The organism is Pseudoalteromonas luteoviolacea S2607, from assembly GCF_001625575.1.
GTDB lineage: Bacteria > Pseudomonadota > Gammaproteobacteria > Enterobacterales > Alteromonadaceae > Pseudoalteromonas > Pseudoalteromonas luteoviolacea_E.
Map to the genome: position 1 here is coordinate 66,455 of NZ_AUXV01000008.1, position 18,234 is coordinate 84,688.

Sequence of the window (18,234 nt, forward strand, 5' to 3'; positions counted from 1 at the left end):
AAATTAAAATGGGGCATATTTTATTTTACAGTGCTACTAGCAACGTTTATTACATAGCGCTCATAGAGCTCACCCATGTTGTTAATAATGCTCTCTTTACCTAGGACATCGTACTGTGAAATTGCTTCACTTATTGCAGCAGCATCGATACTCACCGACATTTCGTTTGCGAGCTTAGCGTGACTAATATGCCAAGGTTCACAGGCGACGCCACCTCGATAAACATCATAAGGTTTATAAAAACCGAATTCGCCCATCGTCTGATCGAGCCATGCTGAAAACTCATAAAATGGACCGCTTTGTTCATATTCCCAAGGCTCAAGCTGTAAAGATTGCCCGTTGGTTAAGCAATTTGTAGCGTAAACATCCAAATCAGTCCCAAAATGATGCCGACTAGCACCGGGCAACGCTGAGAATAGCATGATGGCTTCAATCATGGCTTTACTACTAAAACCGCTGGTATCAACGGCTTTATTATCAAGATCCAAGATAGGTCTGAGGCCACTGTACTTGGCGTTCCATATTGCTTTTTGGCGATGGAAGTCACGGTGGGCAGAGGCGATTGCAAAATCAAAACCCGATGATTTTGCAGCTTGCATTAAACCATCCAAATCTGATTTAAGGCGGCGATGTATTTGGTTGCCACTAAAATCGATTAAATGCGAACACTGTAGGCCTAAAGCTTGAAGTTGCAAATCGTTCATTACTTAGTGGCCAATAACTTTTCTAGAATGCGCTCATATATCAAAGCTAAGTCGTCAAGCGACTTAGCGCATACTTGTTCATCGACTTGGTGAATTGTTTTGTTTAAAGGCCCGAGCTCAATGACTTTACACCCTGTTTGAGCGATAAAGCGACCATCTGAAGTTCCGCCTGTAGTTTCAGGTGTTGCATTAACGCCAGTGATTTCTTTAATAGACTCAAGCGTTACATTCAAAAGATCTCCGGGTTCAGTCAAAAATGGTAAGCCATTCACCGTCCAGTTTAAGCTAAAGTCTAAGTTATGGGCATTTAAGATGTCCAAAACACCTTGTTGAAGTACTTCAACCGTTGACTCCGTGCTAAATCGAAAATTGAACTGAATATCCACCGAGCCAGGGATCACATTGCCAACCCCAGTTCCGCCATGAATATTCGATATTTGAAAGCTGGTGGCCGGAAAATACGCGTTTCCTGTATCCCATTGTTTTGAACTCAACTCTGCAAGTGCAGGGGCAACTTCATGAATAGGGTTTCTAGCAAGGTGGGGGTAGGCTACGTGGCCTTGGATGCCTTTAACCTTTAAATGTCCCGTTAATGAGCCTCTTCGACCATTCTTTACCACATCGCCTAGCGTATCTCTTGAAGAAGGTTCACCAACTAGGCACATATCGATCTTTTCGTTTCGAGCTTCTAGCAGGTCAACTACTTTCGTGGTCCCGTTAATGAAGGGGCCTTCTTCATCTGAGGTAATTAAAAAGCTGATCGACCCTTCATGGTCTGGGTGCTTATTAACAAATCGCTCGGTTGCGACGACCATTGCAGCAAGAGAGCCTTTCATGTCGGCTGCTCCACGCCCATGTAAGATCCCGTCTTCGACTAGGCCTGCAAACGGTGGGTGACGCCAATCTTTTTCGTTACCAACTGGCACAACATCAGTGTGTCCAGCAAAACAAAAATGTGGCCCTTCAGTGCCTTTTCTAGCCCAAGTGTTTAGGGTATCGATAAAGAAATGCTCTTCAATATTAAACCCAAGCTTTTCTAAACGCGCGTTGATTAAATGTTGGCAGCCCGCATCTTCTGGGGTGATAGAAGGGCGCTGAATCAACGCCGATGCGAGCTCAATCACGTCACTTAAAGGGGCTGACTGGCTCATTTAAATATCTCTTGATATTGATCCGCTTTAAAGCCAACGTGTAGCGTAGAATCAACGTCGAGTATTGGACGTTTTATCATAGCGGGAGACTCAAGCATATGCTGCTTGGCAGTGGTCTCATTGAGGTTTTGCTTTTGCTCATCGCTTAGTGCGCGAAAAGTTGTGCCGCGCTTATTTAACACCGCTTCCCAGCCCAGCTGTTCAACGAATGCATCCAACATTTGCGGTGTTAATCCATCTTTACGGTAGTCGTGAAACGCAAACTCAATTTCGTTTTGTTGAAGAAATTTCTTTGCTTTTTTTATCGTGTCACAGTTTGGAATACCGTATAAAACTATACTCATAATTTACATGCTCTTGCTAATGTTATAAGCGGATCTTTGCCCGCGTTGACTTGATTGAGAGGATAATAACACGGCCCCAATTTGTCCGCATTGAGAATTATCAGTGAGCCAAGAATTGGCGTGTCTTGTGGGACATCGTAGTAGCATAGGACGTCGCCTGAACACACTGATTTCTTGCCAACGCTATGCTGTAATAGGTTTTCCATTTTTTTATATTCAGATGGGATATGTAAATGGATAAGAAGCTGAAGCCCAGACTCCGCGCGAATAACAAATTCGCAGCCTTGTTGAGTTGTCCTAATGATTTTACCTTTGCACGGTGCCAGCATTAGGGCTTGATTGGTTGTTACCATGACACCAATACCCAAAACTCCAGTTGAAAATAACTGCACAGGATGGTGATTTAAAGGCATTACCTTGCCTGAAAAAGGGCTGGCAATGTGTAGTAATGGATTCGCAATTTGCGTTATCGGTGCGTATTTGATTGGTGTTGAAAATATCATTAAACGAAAAGGTAACCGTCTTTTTTGAGTGCTTGAATAGCGTTATTCAATTGCTGCTCTTTTACCAGTATGTAGTCAGTATCGTAGGTTGAAATTGAAAATATAGACACGTTTGCTGCCGCTAAAACACCAGAGATATTTGACATAATTCCTGTGAGTGAAAAGCCAAGAGGCCCGATAATTTCGATAGCGCGCCAATAGGGCTCAGCGGCAAAGCTTTGTACTGAAACATGCGATGGGCATACAATTGATAATTCTTCGGCTGTTTTTGCGATAAAGAAGATGTCTGAGTTTAGCACGCAAGCAGGAATACCCGCATCGCTATCTAAACTATGGATAGTAAAGTCTTGTTGTAGTATTTGTAGCGTTTGTTTTGACATACTTGCGCTCTAACAGCATCGACTTATTCATAGTATAGGCAAGCATGATGAAAAGAAACCCTTTTGTGAAGAGAGAAGATAATTCTCCTCTCTTCAGCAAGTTAGGACTCGAGATTAATGGCGCTGGGCCGCTTGAATAGCTGTAAGCGCAATGGTGTACACGATATCGTCGACTAAAGCGCCCCGGCTAAGGTCATTCACCGGTTTACGCATACCTTGTAGCATAGGTCCGATACTGATGAGTTCAGCACTTCGCTGTACTGCTTTGTAAGTTGTATTACCTGTATTTAAATCAGGGAAAACAAAGACAGTTGCTTTACCTGCAACCTTGCTGTTTGGCGCTTTTTTCCGCGCGACATTTTCCATGATAGCTGCATCGTATTGTAAAGGCCCATCGATATCTAAGTCAGGACGCTTTTGCTGAGCGAGCTTTGTTGCTTCTCGAACCTTATCGACGTCCGCGCCTTGACCAGATGTGCCCGTGCTATAACTGATCATGGCAACTTTAGGTTCAATACCAAATGCTGCGGCTGAGTCAGCCGATTGAATTGCGATATCAGCAAGTTGCTCAGCAGATGGATCAGGGTTTATTGCGCAGTCCCCGTAAACAAGCACTTGATCAGGTAAAAGCATGAAGAAAACAGAACTCACTAACGATGAATCAGGAGCGGTTTTAATCAGCTGTAGAGGAGGTCGAATGGTGTTGGCTGTCGTATTTACGGCGCCAGAAACCAGTCCATCGACTTCACTTTCAGCGAGCATCATAGTACCTAATACAACATTGTCTTGAAGTTGTTCAGCAGCAACAACCTCTGTTAGGCCTTTATTTTTACGCAGCTCTACCATTGGTGCGATATACCGATCGATCGCTTGACTAGGGTCCAGTATTGTTACATTTTCATTGAGAACAACACCTTGCTGGGCCGCAATTCGTTGAATCTCCTCGTGTTCACCCAAGAGTACAGTTTTAGCAATGCCTCGTTCACCACAAATGGCTGCTGCTTTAATTGTTCGCGGCTCATTACCCTCAGGCAAAACGATGGTTTTATCAGCGCGTCTAGCCAAGTCAGTCAACATGTACCTAAAGGCTGGTGGAGATAGCTTTCTGGTACGAGCAACCCCTTGAGATAGGCTATCTAACCAATCTGGGTCAATATGGTCTGCATTGTGTTGCTTTACTTTGTCGATACGTTGTTCATCATCTGCCGGAACTTCCATATTAAAGTTATGAAGCAGTAATGAGGTTCTCCACGTATCAGCCTCAGTGGCAAGGATTGGCAATCCCGTATTCATGGCTTGTTCGCACAACTCCATGATACGAGGCTCTGGCTTGAACCCGCCGGTTAGTAAAATAGCGCCTAACTTAGTGCCATTCATTGCTGACAAACAAGCCGCGACGAGAATATCTGAGCGGTCGCCAGGGGTGACCAATAAAGCGCCTGGCGTAAAATGATTTAGGATATTAGATACGGTTCTTGCACAAAACGTGACTCGTCGTAAGCGACGGTGCGCCATATCACCTTCGTTTATCACTTCAGCCTGCATATATTCGCTGAGATCTCGAACGCGTGGGGCGACGAGATCAAAATCCCAAGGTATTGTACCCAATAGCATAAAAGGGTGTTTACGGAAGATCGGCAATGACGCTAGGCGATTCATTTCGTTTTCTAATTGCTCAGGCTCGTGTTGGTCAACTAGATCTGCTCTGGCTCGGCCATCTTCATCTAAAGGTGCGTTGACTTTATTGAAAATACAACCAAGCACTCTTGCATGGTCAATGCCACCATAATTTCCAGAGGCAATTTCAAGGCGATCTTCAAGTTGATCATTGCTATCGTTACCTGGGGTCAACACAAACACTATGTCTGCTCCCAAAGTTTGAGCAATTTCCCTATTAACCCTACCTGCATAAGGTTGTTTTCTGGTTGGTACCATACCTTCTATGATTGCGACTTCATCGTCTTGAACAGAGCCTTCAAAGCGCTCAACAATTTCTTCTAAAAGATCATCGCCTTTACCATCCCCAATCATTTGCTCTGCATAGTGCAATTCAAAAGGTGTTGGCGGTTCAATGGAAGAGCCCTGTTTGATGATAAGCGATGATTTTTCTGGCCCCACATCGGCATTGCGTGGCTGTGCGATAGGTTTGAAAAAGTTAACCTTCACGCCTTTTTGTTCCAGCGCACGGACAAGCCCGACAGAAACGGATGTTAGACCAACCCCGGTAGAAATAGGGATAAGCATTATTCTGCGGCTCATAGTTATTGCTCCTGTGCGAGCTTTGCAGCGTCTTGGGCAATAACTAGCTCTTCATTGGTAGGAATAACCATTGCTTTTGGAGAAGCGCTTAGTTCAGTGATTACGCCTTCGTTGCCAAAACGTGCGGCTAAATTCTGTTCGTCGCTGAGAGTAAAACCAAGGAATTCCAGTTGTTTTACGACATTTGCGCGAATAACATCAGAGTTTTCACCAATACCGCCAGTGAAGACTAACGCATCTATTCCGCCCAATGGTACGGCAAAACTGGCGATTTGCTTCGCTAACCTATAGCAGAAAATGTCTAGTGCGAGTTGGGCCTGAGCATGTCCGTCAGCGGCACTTTCTTCTATCGTGCGGCAATCATTCGAAAGCTCGCTAATCCCTAACAGCCCGCTTTCTTTGTTTAATAGTGTGTCTATTTGAGAGGCGGTGTAGTCCAATTGGTTAACTAAATAGGCAAATAGACCGGGATCGATGTCACCACTTCGAGTGCCCATCACAAGGCCTTCAAGTGGCGTTAAGCCCATGCTGGTGTCAACCGATTTACCGTCTTTCACCGCGCAAACTGAACAACCATTACCAAGGTGTGCAGTTACTATTTTTGAAGGGTTTCCATCAAGCTCTAAAAGATCGATTGCTCGTGCCGATACGTAGTAGTGGCTAGTACCATGAAAGCCATAGCGACGAATACTGTGCTTTTTATACAACTCATACGGCAGGGCATATAGGAACGCTGTAGGGTCCATTGTTTGGTGGAATGCGGTGTCAAAAACGGCAACTTGAGGAAGCGTCGCGAAGGCTTCACTCGCTGCTTCAATACCTAGCAAATTTGCAGGGTTGTGAAGAGGTGCAAGTGTTGCTGTTTGTTTTATCGCTTCTAAAACAGAGTCAGTTATAAGTGCTGAGTGTGTAAAATGCTCGCCACCGTGTACTACACGGTGTCCAACAGCGACGAGCTGCTGGTCCAGTTTTAATGTTTTTACTAACTCAACGAGTTTGTTAATGGCGATTTCATGTGCGTCACCACTGGCTAAGGCGACCACGTGCTTTTCACCGTTAAATTTGTATTTAATTTGAGGTGAAGATTCACCTAAGCGCTCGGCTAACCCTGATAAATGCTCTTGTGCAGAGCTTGAGTCAATGATTGCGAATTTGAGGCTAGAGCTGCCACAATTGAGGACCAAAACATGCGACGATGACATAATGACTTTCCGTTTTGACAATAAGAGTAGTTGCGTATTAAGCTAAATGAGAAGTTAAATCGGCATTATGCTTAATACTAAGGTATAATTGACTTGTATGACTGCGATTTTACCTTATTTTTTAGATAAAAGTTAGCACCTAGGAGTTATGATGCAGAAAAGTCTTATTTCACAAGTGCAACTGGGTCGTCAATACGCCAAAGAGTGGCCAATGCGTAAAGAATTAGCGCCTTTGTTTCCAGAGTTTCGGGTCATTAAGGCAACAGAGTTGGCGCTTCAAACGATGCCAATTTTGGCGTTATTTACCGTGTTTTTGCAAACCAGTCAGCTAGGGATGGACTATTTACCTCAATCAATTGCCGTAGCGCTTTTTTTCTTAACCTTACCTGTTCAGGGGCTGCTTTGGTTAGGTAAGCGCTGTGAAACGTCTTTAAATCCAGCTTTATCAAGTTGGTACCGCGATCTATATCAAAAAATGGTTGCGCAAGGCTACGAGGGGCCTGTGTGCGCAGGAAAGCCAACTTATCGCGAACTTGCTAAGTTATTAAGAGACATGTTCGAGAAAATGGACAAAGCATTTACGAAAGAAAATTTGTAAGCATTGTACGGTAATTTTTTGGCGCGTCATGGAGTCTTAAAGATGACGCGCAAAAAAGTATAGCGCTACCTTAGTTTCCTACGCGTTCGTAAGACTGCCATCAACATGAAAGATATCCAAAATAGAGAGCCTCCAGAGCTATCTTCACCTTGATTGGGAGGAGTGGGATCTGGTTCTGTAGCCCCTAATACGTTAACAGTAATGCTCTGTTCAGATACGGGGCGCTCCTTAAAATATGCTGTAAGCGCAATTTTATTTTCTCCGCTGTTCTCAAATACGACTTCAGAGCTGCTTCCATTTACAACTTTATCATTAGGTAAAGTCCATTTGTAATCTAAATTGAGATTATAATCCGATTCTAATTTTACAGAAAGCAGTGCGCTTTTGCCTTGCTCAATACGTTCAGGAAGATTGAGTGATAGTGACTTTATTGCAGGTGTCACAGCATCTACCTCATATTGCTTGCTGTAACTTAGGTTTTGATCTGCAAAGGCTTTTAGCGTGACCGTATAAAAGTCAGGGGTTGTATATTGGTGATTTGGGTTTTCTTCTGTACTGATATTACCATCGCCAAATTCCCATTGGTAGGTCAACTCGTTAGCAGTGGCATTGGGTGTGTTTATCAATGTAGACAAAAACATAAATCCAATACAAAAGTTCCGTTTTAGAATCATTTTTTATTCCTTAATTCCTTCTTTAGTGTGCATATTATCCGTAATAAGTGCGCGAGTCGACAACTTTTACACGCAATGTTTACAACAGTATTTCACTGAAGCTAAACAAAAATTAAGTTTATATTATTTTAATTGTGTAAATCAAAAGTGAAAAAAAGTGGATAAAAAGGTTGATCTGAGGGCAAAAGTAATGTTTATAATTTGTTAGGCAATTTACTCAAAAAATAACATATTAAATTTTTAATTCTCATAAATGATGTCTGGGATGATTCAAGGAGTGAGCGGTGAAAGTTAAATCATATGTGGTATCTGTTGTAGTAGTAGCGTCTGTAATCACAGCATGGATTGGCTATGAAAATTATTATTCAGCCAGTAATAACAACTCAAAAAATGAGATTTCTGGGCTAAATGATAAACCATCTTTAGAAACTTCAAATGCAAAAACTGAAACGAATAGTAAGCCAGAGGAGCCAGTCAAAACTGAGCAACTTTCGCTATCTGATGAGTCTGGTTTGGCTTCTTTGGATAAAGAGGCTTCCGTTTTTGATTTTCCACTACGTCCTTTGGAAGAGTTACACGACCTCCGAGAGTTAGAGAGGGAGTATGACTTAATTCGAGAGCAGCTCGAAAAAAACCAAGCAGTTGAAATGATCAATCAAAGTAACTTAAGCGAACAAGATATTGCGTCGCTTAAGCGTACTTATACCCACCTTAACAAAGTAATTAAGCGTATTGGTGAACTAGATCTGAAAAGGATTGAAGCTGAGTTTGATGAAAAGTATGGCGAAAACGCCTACGAAGAAGACTTAAACTTTGTTCGCAGTACCGTCGCTGAAACATTAGAAAAGAGAAGAGAATCAAGGAAGGAATGGCAACGAGAAATCGATGCGATGACAAATGCAGTAAAAAATGAACATGAAGTTCAATAAATCACTACATTGGGTCCAAGGACTCGCTTAATACTAATATAAGGATGAATACAGTGAAAAAATCTATTTTAGCACTGGCGGTTCTATCAATTCCTGCAACTTCAATGGCACTACCTAGCCTACGTGAAGATTGCTCGTTTGGTAGCACAGTGAATACAGGTGGTGCAGATGTAATGTTTAGCCAAAATTGTAAAACGGCTTACGTTGCGCCGCCTGATTTGGGGACAGCATCTCTTGGCGGATATGTGGAAACACAGGGCATTTCGTTTTGTAGTAACCTTGATTACGCTAAATCAGAGTTTGACTCTTCACAGACTCGCTCTAAAGTTTGGCGTGAAAAAGCATTTCAACTTCAGCTAGATGGCGAACCTTTAGTTGATGCGAAAATTCAATCAAATGTTGAGCTTACAGCACTAAAAGCTCAGATTGATTACTGGCAATACGGTGTGTTCAAGCAGTCATACGAAATGGCTTTACTTGAATACACGAACCGTTTCAGTGCATATAGCGGCTGTCTAAGAAGCGGCGCAATGTCAGCGCAAGAATGTCTTGATGCACGTTATGCAACTGAAGACGCGTATTATGAAGCAAAACGTATCTATGACGACTATCGTTCAGCAAACAATATCTCTTTATACAAAATAGATCGTTTAGTTGCTGAGATTGACGGTCTTGAAGAGCAGATTTTTGAGATCGATGAGCGTGTTATGCGCTATGAGACTTATGCAGATAATATTGAGCAACGCGCTAAAGAAAACTACATTGAATTAGCGACGATGTATGGTGCGAACACCAAAATCATCTATCAGCTTGATTATGACGCACATGTTGAAAGTATTCGTCGTTTAAACACGAATATTCCACAGCTTACGTCTTGGAGACCAATGCCATTGGTTGCGGCTGAATTCGTTCTTAACATGAGCCCAGCGTATGCTAGCACTGGTGATTCAGCATTGAACAACATCACGCCAATTCACAGCGTGACGCTTCCTAGACAGCTGATCAGCTATAAGCCAAAAGGGTTTGATAACTTGTACGAAAACTACAACGGTGAAGAGAAATCTACCGAAGAAGGCGCGTACATGAACAACATCAATCCAAACGACGTTGATGCACTCGTTTACGGTAGTTTCGGTTCTTCAAGTGCTAGTATTGCAACAAACCTTCACGGCGCTTGTAAGCTTAAAAATGATGGCGTAACTGAAAGTGAACTTGCTGCTAAAATGGATACATACATTCAGCCTTCACTACGTCTACAATGGTTGATCGAAGTACCGTTTGGCTATGAAGCTAAGTACAAAGCGCATAGTATCATCAGCCGTATGACTTCTAACAAGTCAAGTGGTTTCCTATTCTGGAAGAAGCGTAAGAGCAGCTTCCATGAGTGGACTAAAAACACGCAAGACTTTGAAGTTAACTTCATCAACCCTCCTTTCAGCGAGTACTGGGATGAGGACATGAAAGCGACTGTTAAAGAAGCAATCATGCGTAGAATTGCATTCGGTGTAATGGACAGTGTTTATCCACGTATCACTGCTGCACCTCTAAATGATGCTGAACACCAAGCATGGTCAGACGCTGCAAAACAAGTTGGTTGTAGCTTCGGTCCTTGGGGTTGTGCGATTGGTTGGGTAGTTGGTACTCTGGACAATCGTCGTAACTACAGCAGATTTTATAGTGATAAGAGCCGTTTCTACACTGAGCGCTCTAACGAAATCACTTATATCCCGAAAGACAAGTACCTAACTTTCAAGGCTAACTAAGTCAAGTCCCACCAAAATAGCAGAAGCTGTAACACAGCTTCTGCTTATATTTCAGGTTTTAATAAGGAAAGTTCTATGTGTATGAAGCATTTATGGCTTCCGCTTGTGCTTGCGTTGGGTTTTCAAACTCAAGCATTAGAAGTCCATGGGCCTAAATATATCCAGCCTGGTGAAGCAGTAATGTTCAACGTGGTTGACAGTGAAAAGTACCAGCAGATTGAATGGCAACAGTCGTTTTTCAACGGCGAAATATATACGACAGGAGATAAGCAACAAACACTACAACTTGCTTTAAGTCCTGCTAGCGCAGATTCGTATATTTTTATACGTGCTTTTGGTGTTGACGGATGGAACTATGATATTGCTGATCTAGAAATTGAGGTCAAGCAGAATAAACCTCAACCAGTAGACGTAACGATACAAGGGCCAGCAAAACTAAGTAAAGGTCAATCAGCCGACTATACAATAACGGGGTTACCAGCTGGCACACGTGTAGACTGGGTAATCGCTGATGAATTTGGCAATGACAGGGGCCTAAAGGTAACACCAAATGGCGATATAGTAACCTTGAAGGTAACTAAGCGTTACTCTGGTTCAGATGCATTACTGGTTAATGCGGTTTACGTACAAAATGGATGGCAGTATGTGCAAACGAAAAATGTATCCCTGGGTACAGCCTTACCTCAACCGGAGCTATCGCTAGAGTTTGATACCGCTTATACGGCACTCATCAGTGGTGGTATTCAAGCTAACGTCAGCAACCTTCCTGTTGACGCACAGATTAATTATACGTGGCGCGTTGTCACGCCACCAATTGCTAGTTCAATTACATTACAGAATGAAACAACAAATAATGTAGCTCTATTGGCGCAAAACGTAGATGTGGCGTCAAAGGCAACGCTTGCTGTCAAAGCAGAAATAACAACAAACGATCAACAAGCCATATTAGAAAAAGAGTTTGATATTACTATTGAGCCTAATCTGCCCCCGCAACTGTCACATCAACTCTCGACAGCTACATTGTGGAATACAGAAAAGACCAAATTGATTGTTAATGTGTCTGAGCCTGAGCAAGAAATGTTTGATTTCAGATTAGACAACTTGACTCCGGCGCTAGTGCAAGTCCAAAAAACAGCTGAAGGGGAATATGAACTTACAGCGAATTCTGACACAAACGATACTGCGAGTTTGAAACTAATCGCAACAGACGTACACGGCAATTTAAATGAGCAAGTCGTAGATGTAGGTATTAAAAAATTGCCTGTTATTACCTTTGAACATGCAATGAAACGTTATGCAAAAAGCAAGGTGTCTCTGACTGCGAATGTGGATGTTCCGCTGTCTTTTATTCGCAATATAACTTGGCATCAACGCCTTGGAAGTAATGTCACATTAGATGACAGCACTACGCTTGCGCCAAGCTTTATCGCGAATGCGTTGCCTCAGGAGTATCGCTTTGAATTAGAAGTCGACTTGGGTAACGGTGTAAGTGTTTCGCACGAAACCCAAGTGAATACTTTCCAAGTCAAAGTGCTAAACGATACCGGTGACAAGAGGCTGATTGATGATAGTGATAATTGGCACAGCCAATCCTCTAACGGTGTACTACAAGGTCTTGATGCGCAACATGGCAGAGACTCTGTACCGAATTTAATCAAACTAGGTAGCGGACCAGATGGCTTCGATTTCATATTTTTAAATGAACAAGGTCATTTTGTAGAGAATTTTGCTGCCGATGCACATTGCTTGCAAGACAATGTTTCGGGACTGACGTGGCTTCTGAAGTCTGCCAACTCATATCCATTAGATCAAAAGCTCCCTTTGAGTGACGCGAATTGTATGGGCTCAAATTGTTCGATTAATGCAGTGATTCAAGACTTAAATACGAAAAACCTTTGCGGTAAACAAGATTGGAAGTTACCTAGCATTAATCAAGCTTTATCAGTGTTAAGTGTTAACCAGCAAAATTCTACACTTGCTTGGTTAAGTAACGATGAGTTAACAAGCACGCCTAGTGTATTGAACTTGAGAACGTCAACGACAAAAGAGCAGAAATACTACGTGTTTTTAGTATATGGCGAAGAACTCAATGGTACTTGGAAAAGCGCAGAAGAAAATGCGCAATTTTTACTGGTAGCGGAGCAATAAACATGGATAAGTTGATTTTCGTTTTAAGTGTATTAGTGAGCGGACAGGCAATCGCAAACGCCAGCTGTCCCAACGACGCGCCGATAAGATTTGATAAAGCAGATAATCAAATTTTACTGGATAACAAGCACCGTTTGATGTGGATGGACTGCGTCATAGACCCAACGACAAAAACCTGTCTTAGCGACAATCAAAGTGGCTTTTCAGTGACGGGCAAGCAGGCATTGGAAGTTGCGACTAGCGCCACAATTGAAGGGCACAGTGATTGGCGGTTACCCAATGTAAAAGAGTTAGTTAGTTTATTTGCGCATGAATGCGAAGCAGAAAATGCCAAGCTTATTATGCAGCTGCCAGATCGACTCAACTATGTGTGGACTTCAACAACCGCATCTAGTGGAAGTTCGGCTGGTTTATTAGCACTTAGTACCTCGAGTACACAGCTAGTACCATGGGCGATTAGCCGCAGTGGTCCTGCTGTGTTGTTAGTCCGTAATATTGACCAAACTGTGGAGTAAATAATTATGTCGATAGTTATGTTAACACTCGCCACAGTAGCAATGGATCCGGGTCTTCCGAGGAGTTTGGAGCAACTGCCATTTGAAATAAGCCAAACGCCATATGTGTATACCCGAGACGTTAGATTAGTTAGTAATTATGTTAGTGCTCTGACTATTCAGGGGGTGATTGAGGGTACGGATGGCAATGATACTCTCATTGGTACTAATGGGACAGACGAAATCATTGGGTATGCAGGTAATGACAAACTAGATGGTGGTCAAGGTAACGATATATTGATCGCCGGTGAAGGTGATGATGAGCTCATAGGTGGTAGTGGCGAGGACACTATGGTTGGTGAGAGCGGCGCGGATACTTTATATGGTGGTCAAGACAATGACAATATGCGTGGCGGTCAAGGAGACGATGTTGTTCATGGTGATGAGGGAGATGACAAACTATATGGAGACAGCGCGAACGACCAGCTCTTTGGTGGCCAAGGAAAAGATCTACTTTCAGGGGGAGAGGGAACAGACATTCTGAAAGGGGGCTCTGGCAATGATGAACTCAAAGGGGGTGATGGGAATGACACGCTCTTTGGTGAAAGTGGAGATGACATTTTAAGAGGCGATGAAAGTCCGGCTTTTATAGGAGATGACTATTTAGACGGTGGCATAGGTGCCGACTTACTCTATGGCGGCGCTGGTGAAGACGAGCTTCTTGGTAGTGATGGAAAAGATAAGTTGTGGGGAGGAGATGGCAAGGACCTCCTTTACGGCGGTAACCATGATGATGAGCTATTTGGCGATCATGGGGACGACAAACTGTATGGTGAGTCTGGAAATGACACGTTAGAAGGTGGTGAGGGTGCCGATAACCTTTATGGTGGTGCAAACGATGATCACCTTTTTGGAGATGACGGCAATGATACGCTTGATGGCGGCAGTGGCGTTGACTATGTATACGGCAATTTTGGCGACGACAAGCTCTATGGCGGTGATGGGAACGATGTCATTTCTGGTGGTGATGGTGATGATCACTTGTATGGTCAAAACGGCGACGACCTAATTGATGGTGATTGGGGAAACGACACTTTTTACAATTCATCAGGCATAGACTTAATGGATGGTCGATATGGAGATGACACATTTTTGATGGATGATGCAGGGTTTAATCGACATCAAATATATGGTGGTCCAGGTACAGACACAATCCAAGTGAGTGGTGGGTTAAATCTTATCGCACTGACGACACAGATTGAAGGTGTCGAAGTCTTAGCGGGCAATGACCAAAATAATCAACTTATTCCAGCATTTGGCATCTCTCGAATTGAAGGCCGAAAGGGGGATGATCACCTCTACGATTCGCACGGTAACGAGATGCTGTTTGGCGGAGAGGGCAACGATACGCTCAAGAGTATAGAAGGGCAAGATAAGCTCTTTGGTGAAGATGGGGATGACGTTTTGATTGCGCACTCGGGATCGGGAGAGTACCACGGAGGCAGTGGTAATGACACGTTCAAACTCAAGTTACCCGTGGGGCTGATTGATGGAGGTACAGGTAACGATGCGATTCATTTTGAGAACGATGCATCGACATTGATGCGAATTTCGGAGCTTCGTAATGTGCAATCGGTGGTAGGCAACTCCAAACCTAATGTACTAGAAATTCAAGCCGTGACGCCAGGAAGTGCAATAAATGTGGACCTTGCTCAAGGTGTCGACCGATTTGTTGCTGGGATAATAGCCGACGATCGTTCTGGTGATACTTTTCAAGTCCACTATGGGGCTACTTTTGACAACGGTGTCACATTGCAAACGAGCAACGCCACGTATCACTTAAAAAATGTCGAATTTATTTTATATGAGCGAATTAGGCAGGGATATTTTGCCCAGTTCTTACTTAACTTAACAACAAAACAACTCACGGTTATATCAGAACAACCGCTTTAAAATATTCTACAAGGAGAATAGTGTGAAACACCTAACTTGTGCTGCGAGCTTGGCGATAGCCGCTCTGCCTGCACTAGCTACTCAATACCAAGCTGTACCTGCATTTACAGGTAACGCGACCATGGGCATCAATTGTGTTCATGCGCCGGGTACTGATTTGGTAACCAATAAAGCTGATAAATGCAGCCAATTTGTGCCGCCAACTAATCCAAGAATTGATGCACAATTCCCAACACCGCCTACGACCAATAATATTGTCTATCGTAACGCTCAGTCGAAGTCATTCACAGCGTTCGAGGGATATCCAATGGTGGTGGAAGTCGATCAAGGTAAATGTTATTTACGCAACGAATTAGTAAATACCATCATTGCGGAGCGAAATGTTGCGCCGGAAGATTTCACTACATATTCATATGACTGTCCAAATGGTAATGAAGAGAGCTATGACGACAGTAATATGCTTTATAAATACATTGTCAGTGGGGCTTTTCAACCGCAAAACGATGCTCACTTATACGCTGGCGTAACAATGCAGATGGCAGTGGACTATTTGTCTGAATTATATCCAGAACAAACGTCTTTATGTCCTGCTTGGGATGCGAAATACTGCATTAACCAAATGCAGCTCCGTGTTAACTATTCTGTCGATGGTCAAACTTATAGCAGTAGTTGGGATGGAACTTATGTAAATTTAGCTGCCGGTGGTAATGCTTTTGGCCAGTTTGCTCATGGTAGCTCATTCGATATCGTATCCCATGAAATCGGCCATGCATTATTAACATGGAATAGTGATTTACAATACAGTGGTGGTGAGCAGTCGGCTGTACATGAAGCATTTTCGGATATGACGACAATTGCAGCGCGCGATTATTTTTTCAAGCACTTGCAGCCCACTGCTGATGCTTTCCAAGACACGCCGTTTGGACTGTCATGGCAAAATGACCAAGCAAAAAAATGGTGGTTTGCAGCCGATCGTAACTTTAATGGCACGCCTTCACGTTACATCAACTTTCCTAGATTTGATCTAATCAGTGTTGATGATTACCGAGATATCGAGGAAGCATCTGGTCCGCACCAGAAGTCAGGTGTACTTAGTAAATTTTTCTATCTTCTGAGTAATCAGAATGGTTGGGATATTGAAAAAGCATACAAACTAGTACTTAGCGCAGCAAAGCAGTGTTTCAATTCAAATAGCGACATCGACCATGCTGGTTACTGTTTAGTGAGACAAGCGAATGATCCTGTTTTAGTTAGCACATTACTACAGCAAGTTGGTGTGACGCCAAGCAACTCAGGGGTTAATAACTTGCAGTTTGATGTCACGAGACTATTAGACGAAGCAAAATACGAGATTACAGATCGTAGCTTTAGCAATAGCCAGGTTGACACTTTAAAAGTGCTAGTTAATGGCGTTGCACAAGTAGACTGGACCAAAAATACCGGTCAAGGAAGCTACTCATCAGTGAAAAGCAGCAACGTGATGTTAGACAACGGTGAAAGTGTCATTGAGCTAAAGGTAAGATTGACGAACGGGCAAGAAAAGAATGCCTATCGCATTGTTTACGGTGCTGACTCGCCAAGGTGTGTACCTGAGACAGCTGACCTTGCACTTTCCAGTTTAACCGTGAACGGTCAAAATGTGATTGCAAACTCAGGCTATACATTTGCTTCATTGCAGCAGCCAGTTTATTCGTTAAACCAGTTTATGGCTCAATTTGATGCACAATTAAATAATCGTCATGTAAATGTGTATGCTGACTTTAACCGCAATCGCGTTTTTGAAGAGAAGACTGATCTACTTAGTAACGAACTTCTGCTGTCACAGAGCAATGTAACTACTGATGTTAATTTTGACTTCAGCAACTTCCAGCATATAGCTGCGGGTCCAATGTTGCTTCGTATCCGAATTGACGATGCAAAACAAAGCGGTTGTGCGAAAACTGCGACAGGGCAAGTGGTTGATCTGCTTGTTGACTTTGTTCAAGGCAGCGATATTAAGACTGTAGAGTTCACACATCAGCAAGTGAATGACTCAATTACGTTGACGGCATCGAGCACTGGTGTAGAAAACCCAACGTATAACTGGTACTTCAATGGTCAACAAGTTGCACAAGATAAGGCTGCAATCACGCGCCAGATGACGGAAACAACCGCGGTACGTGTTGATCTGCTATCAAACGGTCAAGTGGTTCAAACTACCGAGCAAGATGTAACACCTGTAGCATCACCACGATTAAGCTTCAGCTGTACCGTCCAACAGACTCAATGCCAATTCTCTGTACAACATGATGTTCTGACAGCTTCACCACGTTACTTGTGGAGTTTCGGAGACAGCTCTAATACTCAAACGACACGTTATACAAACGAAACATTCGCGTTTGATTATAAAGAATACGGTCAATTTGATGTCACCTTAGATTTGTATTTGGATAGCGCAAATGCACGATTTACAGCGGCTAACCGTGTTTATGTGGAATCATTACCTGATGGCGTTTCTTTTGACGTAAACGTATCTCAAGATGACCCTCTAAAAGTTACGCTTACACCTCAGTTGGGTACGCTAAATATCACGGATTTACGTTGGAATGTTGAGCGTGTTTGGCATCAGCCACAGGATATGTCTGGGCCTTGGGATTATACATTCGCCCAATTTGGCACACATGATATTTATATGGCTTTAACCTTGCCCAATGGCGCGATTCATACCATTAAACAGACAATTGTACTTGAAGACGTGACGCCACCTGATGTCGTTACCATTAACAGCCTTGATGTAACTATGAAATACGGCTGGTGGAATAGTTGCTGGACTACGAAAACGATACGAGGAATACGTGATAATCACATTATTAATCACGCATATGACTACAGCAGAGGATGTGTTAATAAGATTGAAGTCGATGCGACAAGTAGCGCCAATTCGTCTATCAGAATGGAATTCTGGGTAGATGAAAATAAAAATGGTGTATATGAAGCGCATGAAAGAAATAAGTATGGCTCAAAATTGAGTTTATCAAGTAAGTCAGTAAACGTTTGTGTTGTTGCATACACGGACGAACAAGGTAGTTCAGCAGTACCATGCGTTCCGCAAGAAGGTGCGGACAGCATGCAATTTAAAATAGTGAAGTAATA

The 18,234-nt window shown here is 43.0% G+C and carries 15 protein-coding genes; 7 read left to right on the forward strand and 8 right to left on the reverse strand.

The features are described 5' to 3' along the window. Nucleotides 1–20: 20 nt before the first annotated feature. The 7 genes from N480_RS07215 to N480_RS07245 all read right to left on the reverse strand — a co-directional run bounded on the left by N480_RS07215 (nt 21) and on the right by N480_RS07245 (nt 6,543). Nucleotides 21–704, reverse strand: a complete 684-nt coding sequence (locus N480_RS07215; RefSeq protein ID WP_063371846.1) for a M15 family metallopeptidase — start codon at nt 702–704, stop codon at nt 21–23. Further along, on the reverse strand, nt 704–1,855 hold the full coding sequence (gene dapE, locus N480_RS07220; RefSeq protein ID WP_063371847.1) for a succinyl-diaminopimelate desuccinylase: 1,152 nt from the start codon (nt 1,853–1,855) through the stop codon (nt 704–706). Before dapE ends, N480_RS07215 begins: the two co-directional genes overlap by 1 nt. Beyond that, a complete protein-coding gene (locus N480_RS07225; RefSeq protein ID WP_063371848.1) occupies nt 1,852–2,199 on the reverse strand; it encodes an ArsC family reductase in 348 nt (115 codons plus the stop codon). Before N480_RS07225 ends, dapE begins: the two co-directional genes overlap by 4 nt. Next, on the reverse strand, nt 2,196–2,702 hold the full coding sequence (locus N480_RS07230) for a PTS glucose transporter subunit IIA (protein ID WP_063371849.1): 507 nt from the start codon (nt 2,700–2,702) through the stop codon (nt 2,196–2,198). The genes N480_RS07225 and N480_RS07230 overlap by 4 nt, the downstream gene beginning before the upstream one ends. Next, nucleotides 2,702–3,082 (reverse strand): ACT domain-containing protein, encoded by a 381-nt coding sequence (locus N480_RS07235; protein ID WP_063371850.1) that lies wholly within the window; start codon nt 3,080–3,082, stop codon nt 2,702–2,704. Before N480_RS07235 ends, N480_RS07230 begins: the two co-directional genes overlap by 1 nt. Before the next feature lie 114 nt (nt 3,083–3,196). Next, the gene (pta, locus tag N480_RS07240) at nt 3,197–5,341 is read right to left on the reverse strand and encodes a phosphate acetyltransferase (RefSeq protein WP_063371851.1); all 2,145 of its coding nucleotides are present in this window, start codon (nt 5,339–5,341) and stop codon (nt 3,197–3,199) included. Nucleotides 5,342–5,343: 2 nt separating this feature from the next. Next, the gene (locus N480_RS07245; RefSeq protein WP_063371852.1) at nt 5,344–6,543 is read right to left on the reverse strand and encodes an acetate kinase; all 1,200 of its coding nucleotides are present in this window, start codon (nt 6,541–6,543) and stop codon (nt 5,344–5,346) included. A 151-nt stretch (nt 6,544–6,694) separates the two neighbouring features. Between N480_RS07245 and yfbV the strand changes: the two genes are divergently transcribed. Beyond that, nucleotides 6,695–7,141 carry a terminus macrodomain insulation protein YfbV gene (gene yfbV, locus N480_RS07250; RefSeq protein WP_063371853.1) on the forward strand — a complete coding sequence of 149 codons (447 nt, stop codon included), beginning with the start codon at nt 6,695–6,697 and terminating at the stop codon, nt 7,139–7,141. Nucleotides 7,142–7,206: 65 nt separating this feature from the next. On the opposite strand, the gene N480_RS07255 is transcribed toward yfbV, so the two are convergent. Continuing rightward, nucleotides 7,207–7,815, reverse strand: coding sequence for a PKD domain-containing protein (locus tag N480_RS07255; RefSeq protein WP_063371854.1), 609 nt, complete (start codon nt 7,813–7,815; stop codon nt 7,207–7,209). A 284-nt stretch (nt 7,816–8,099) separates the two neighbouring features. Here N480_RS07255 and N480_RS07260 point away from each other — a divergent pair, with 284 nt between their 5' ends. The 6 genes from N480_RS07260 to N480_RS07285 all read left to right on the forward strand — a co-directional run bounded on the left by N480_RS07260 (nt 8,100) and on the right by N480_RS07285 (nt 18,232). Then, on the forward strand, nt 8,100–8,744 hold the full coding sequence (locus N480_RS07260) for a hypothetical protein (RefSeq protein WP_063371855.1): 645 nt from the start codon (nt 8,100–8,102) through the stop codon (nt 8,742–8,744). A 53-nt stretch (nt 8,745–8,797) separates the two neighbouring features. Beyond that, on the forward strand, nt 8,798–10,507 hold the full coding sequence (locus tag N480_RS07265; RefSeq protein WP_063371856.1) for a hypothetical protein: 1,710 nt from the start codon (nt 8,798–8,800) through the stop codon (nt 10,505–10,507). Nucleotides 10,508–10,588: 81 nt separating this feature from the next. Further along, the gene (locus N480_RS07270) at nt 10,589–12,655 is read left to right on the forward strand and encodes a DUF1566 domain-containing protein (protein WP_196761464.1); all 2,067 of its coding nucleotides are present in this window, start codon (nt 10,589–10,591) and stop codon (nt 12,653–12,655) included. A 2-nt stretch (nt 12,656–12,657) separates the two neighbouring features. Continuing rightward, nucleotides 12,658–13,170: a DUF1566 domain-containing protein gene (locus N480_RS07275; RefSeq protein WP_063371858.1), complete on the forward strand. Its 513-nt coding sequence runs from the start codon at nt 12,658–12,660 to the stop codon at nt 13,168–13,170. Nucleotides 13,171–13,176: 6 nt separating this feature from the next. Then, entirely contained in the window at nt 13,177–15,102 is a 1,926-nt protein-coding gene (locus N480_RS07280; protein ID WP_063371859.1) for a calcium-binding protein, read from the forward strand. 22 nt (nt 15,103–15,124) lie between these two features. Next, entirely contained in the window at nt 15,125–18,232 is a 3,108-nt protein-coding gene (locus tag N480_RS07285) for a M4 family metallopeptidase (protein ID WP_063371860.1), read from the forward strand. The last annotated feature ends 2 nt before the right edge of the window (nt 18,233–18,234 follow it).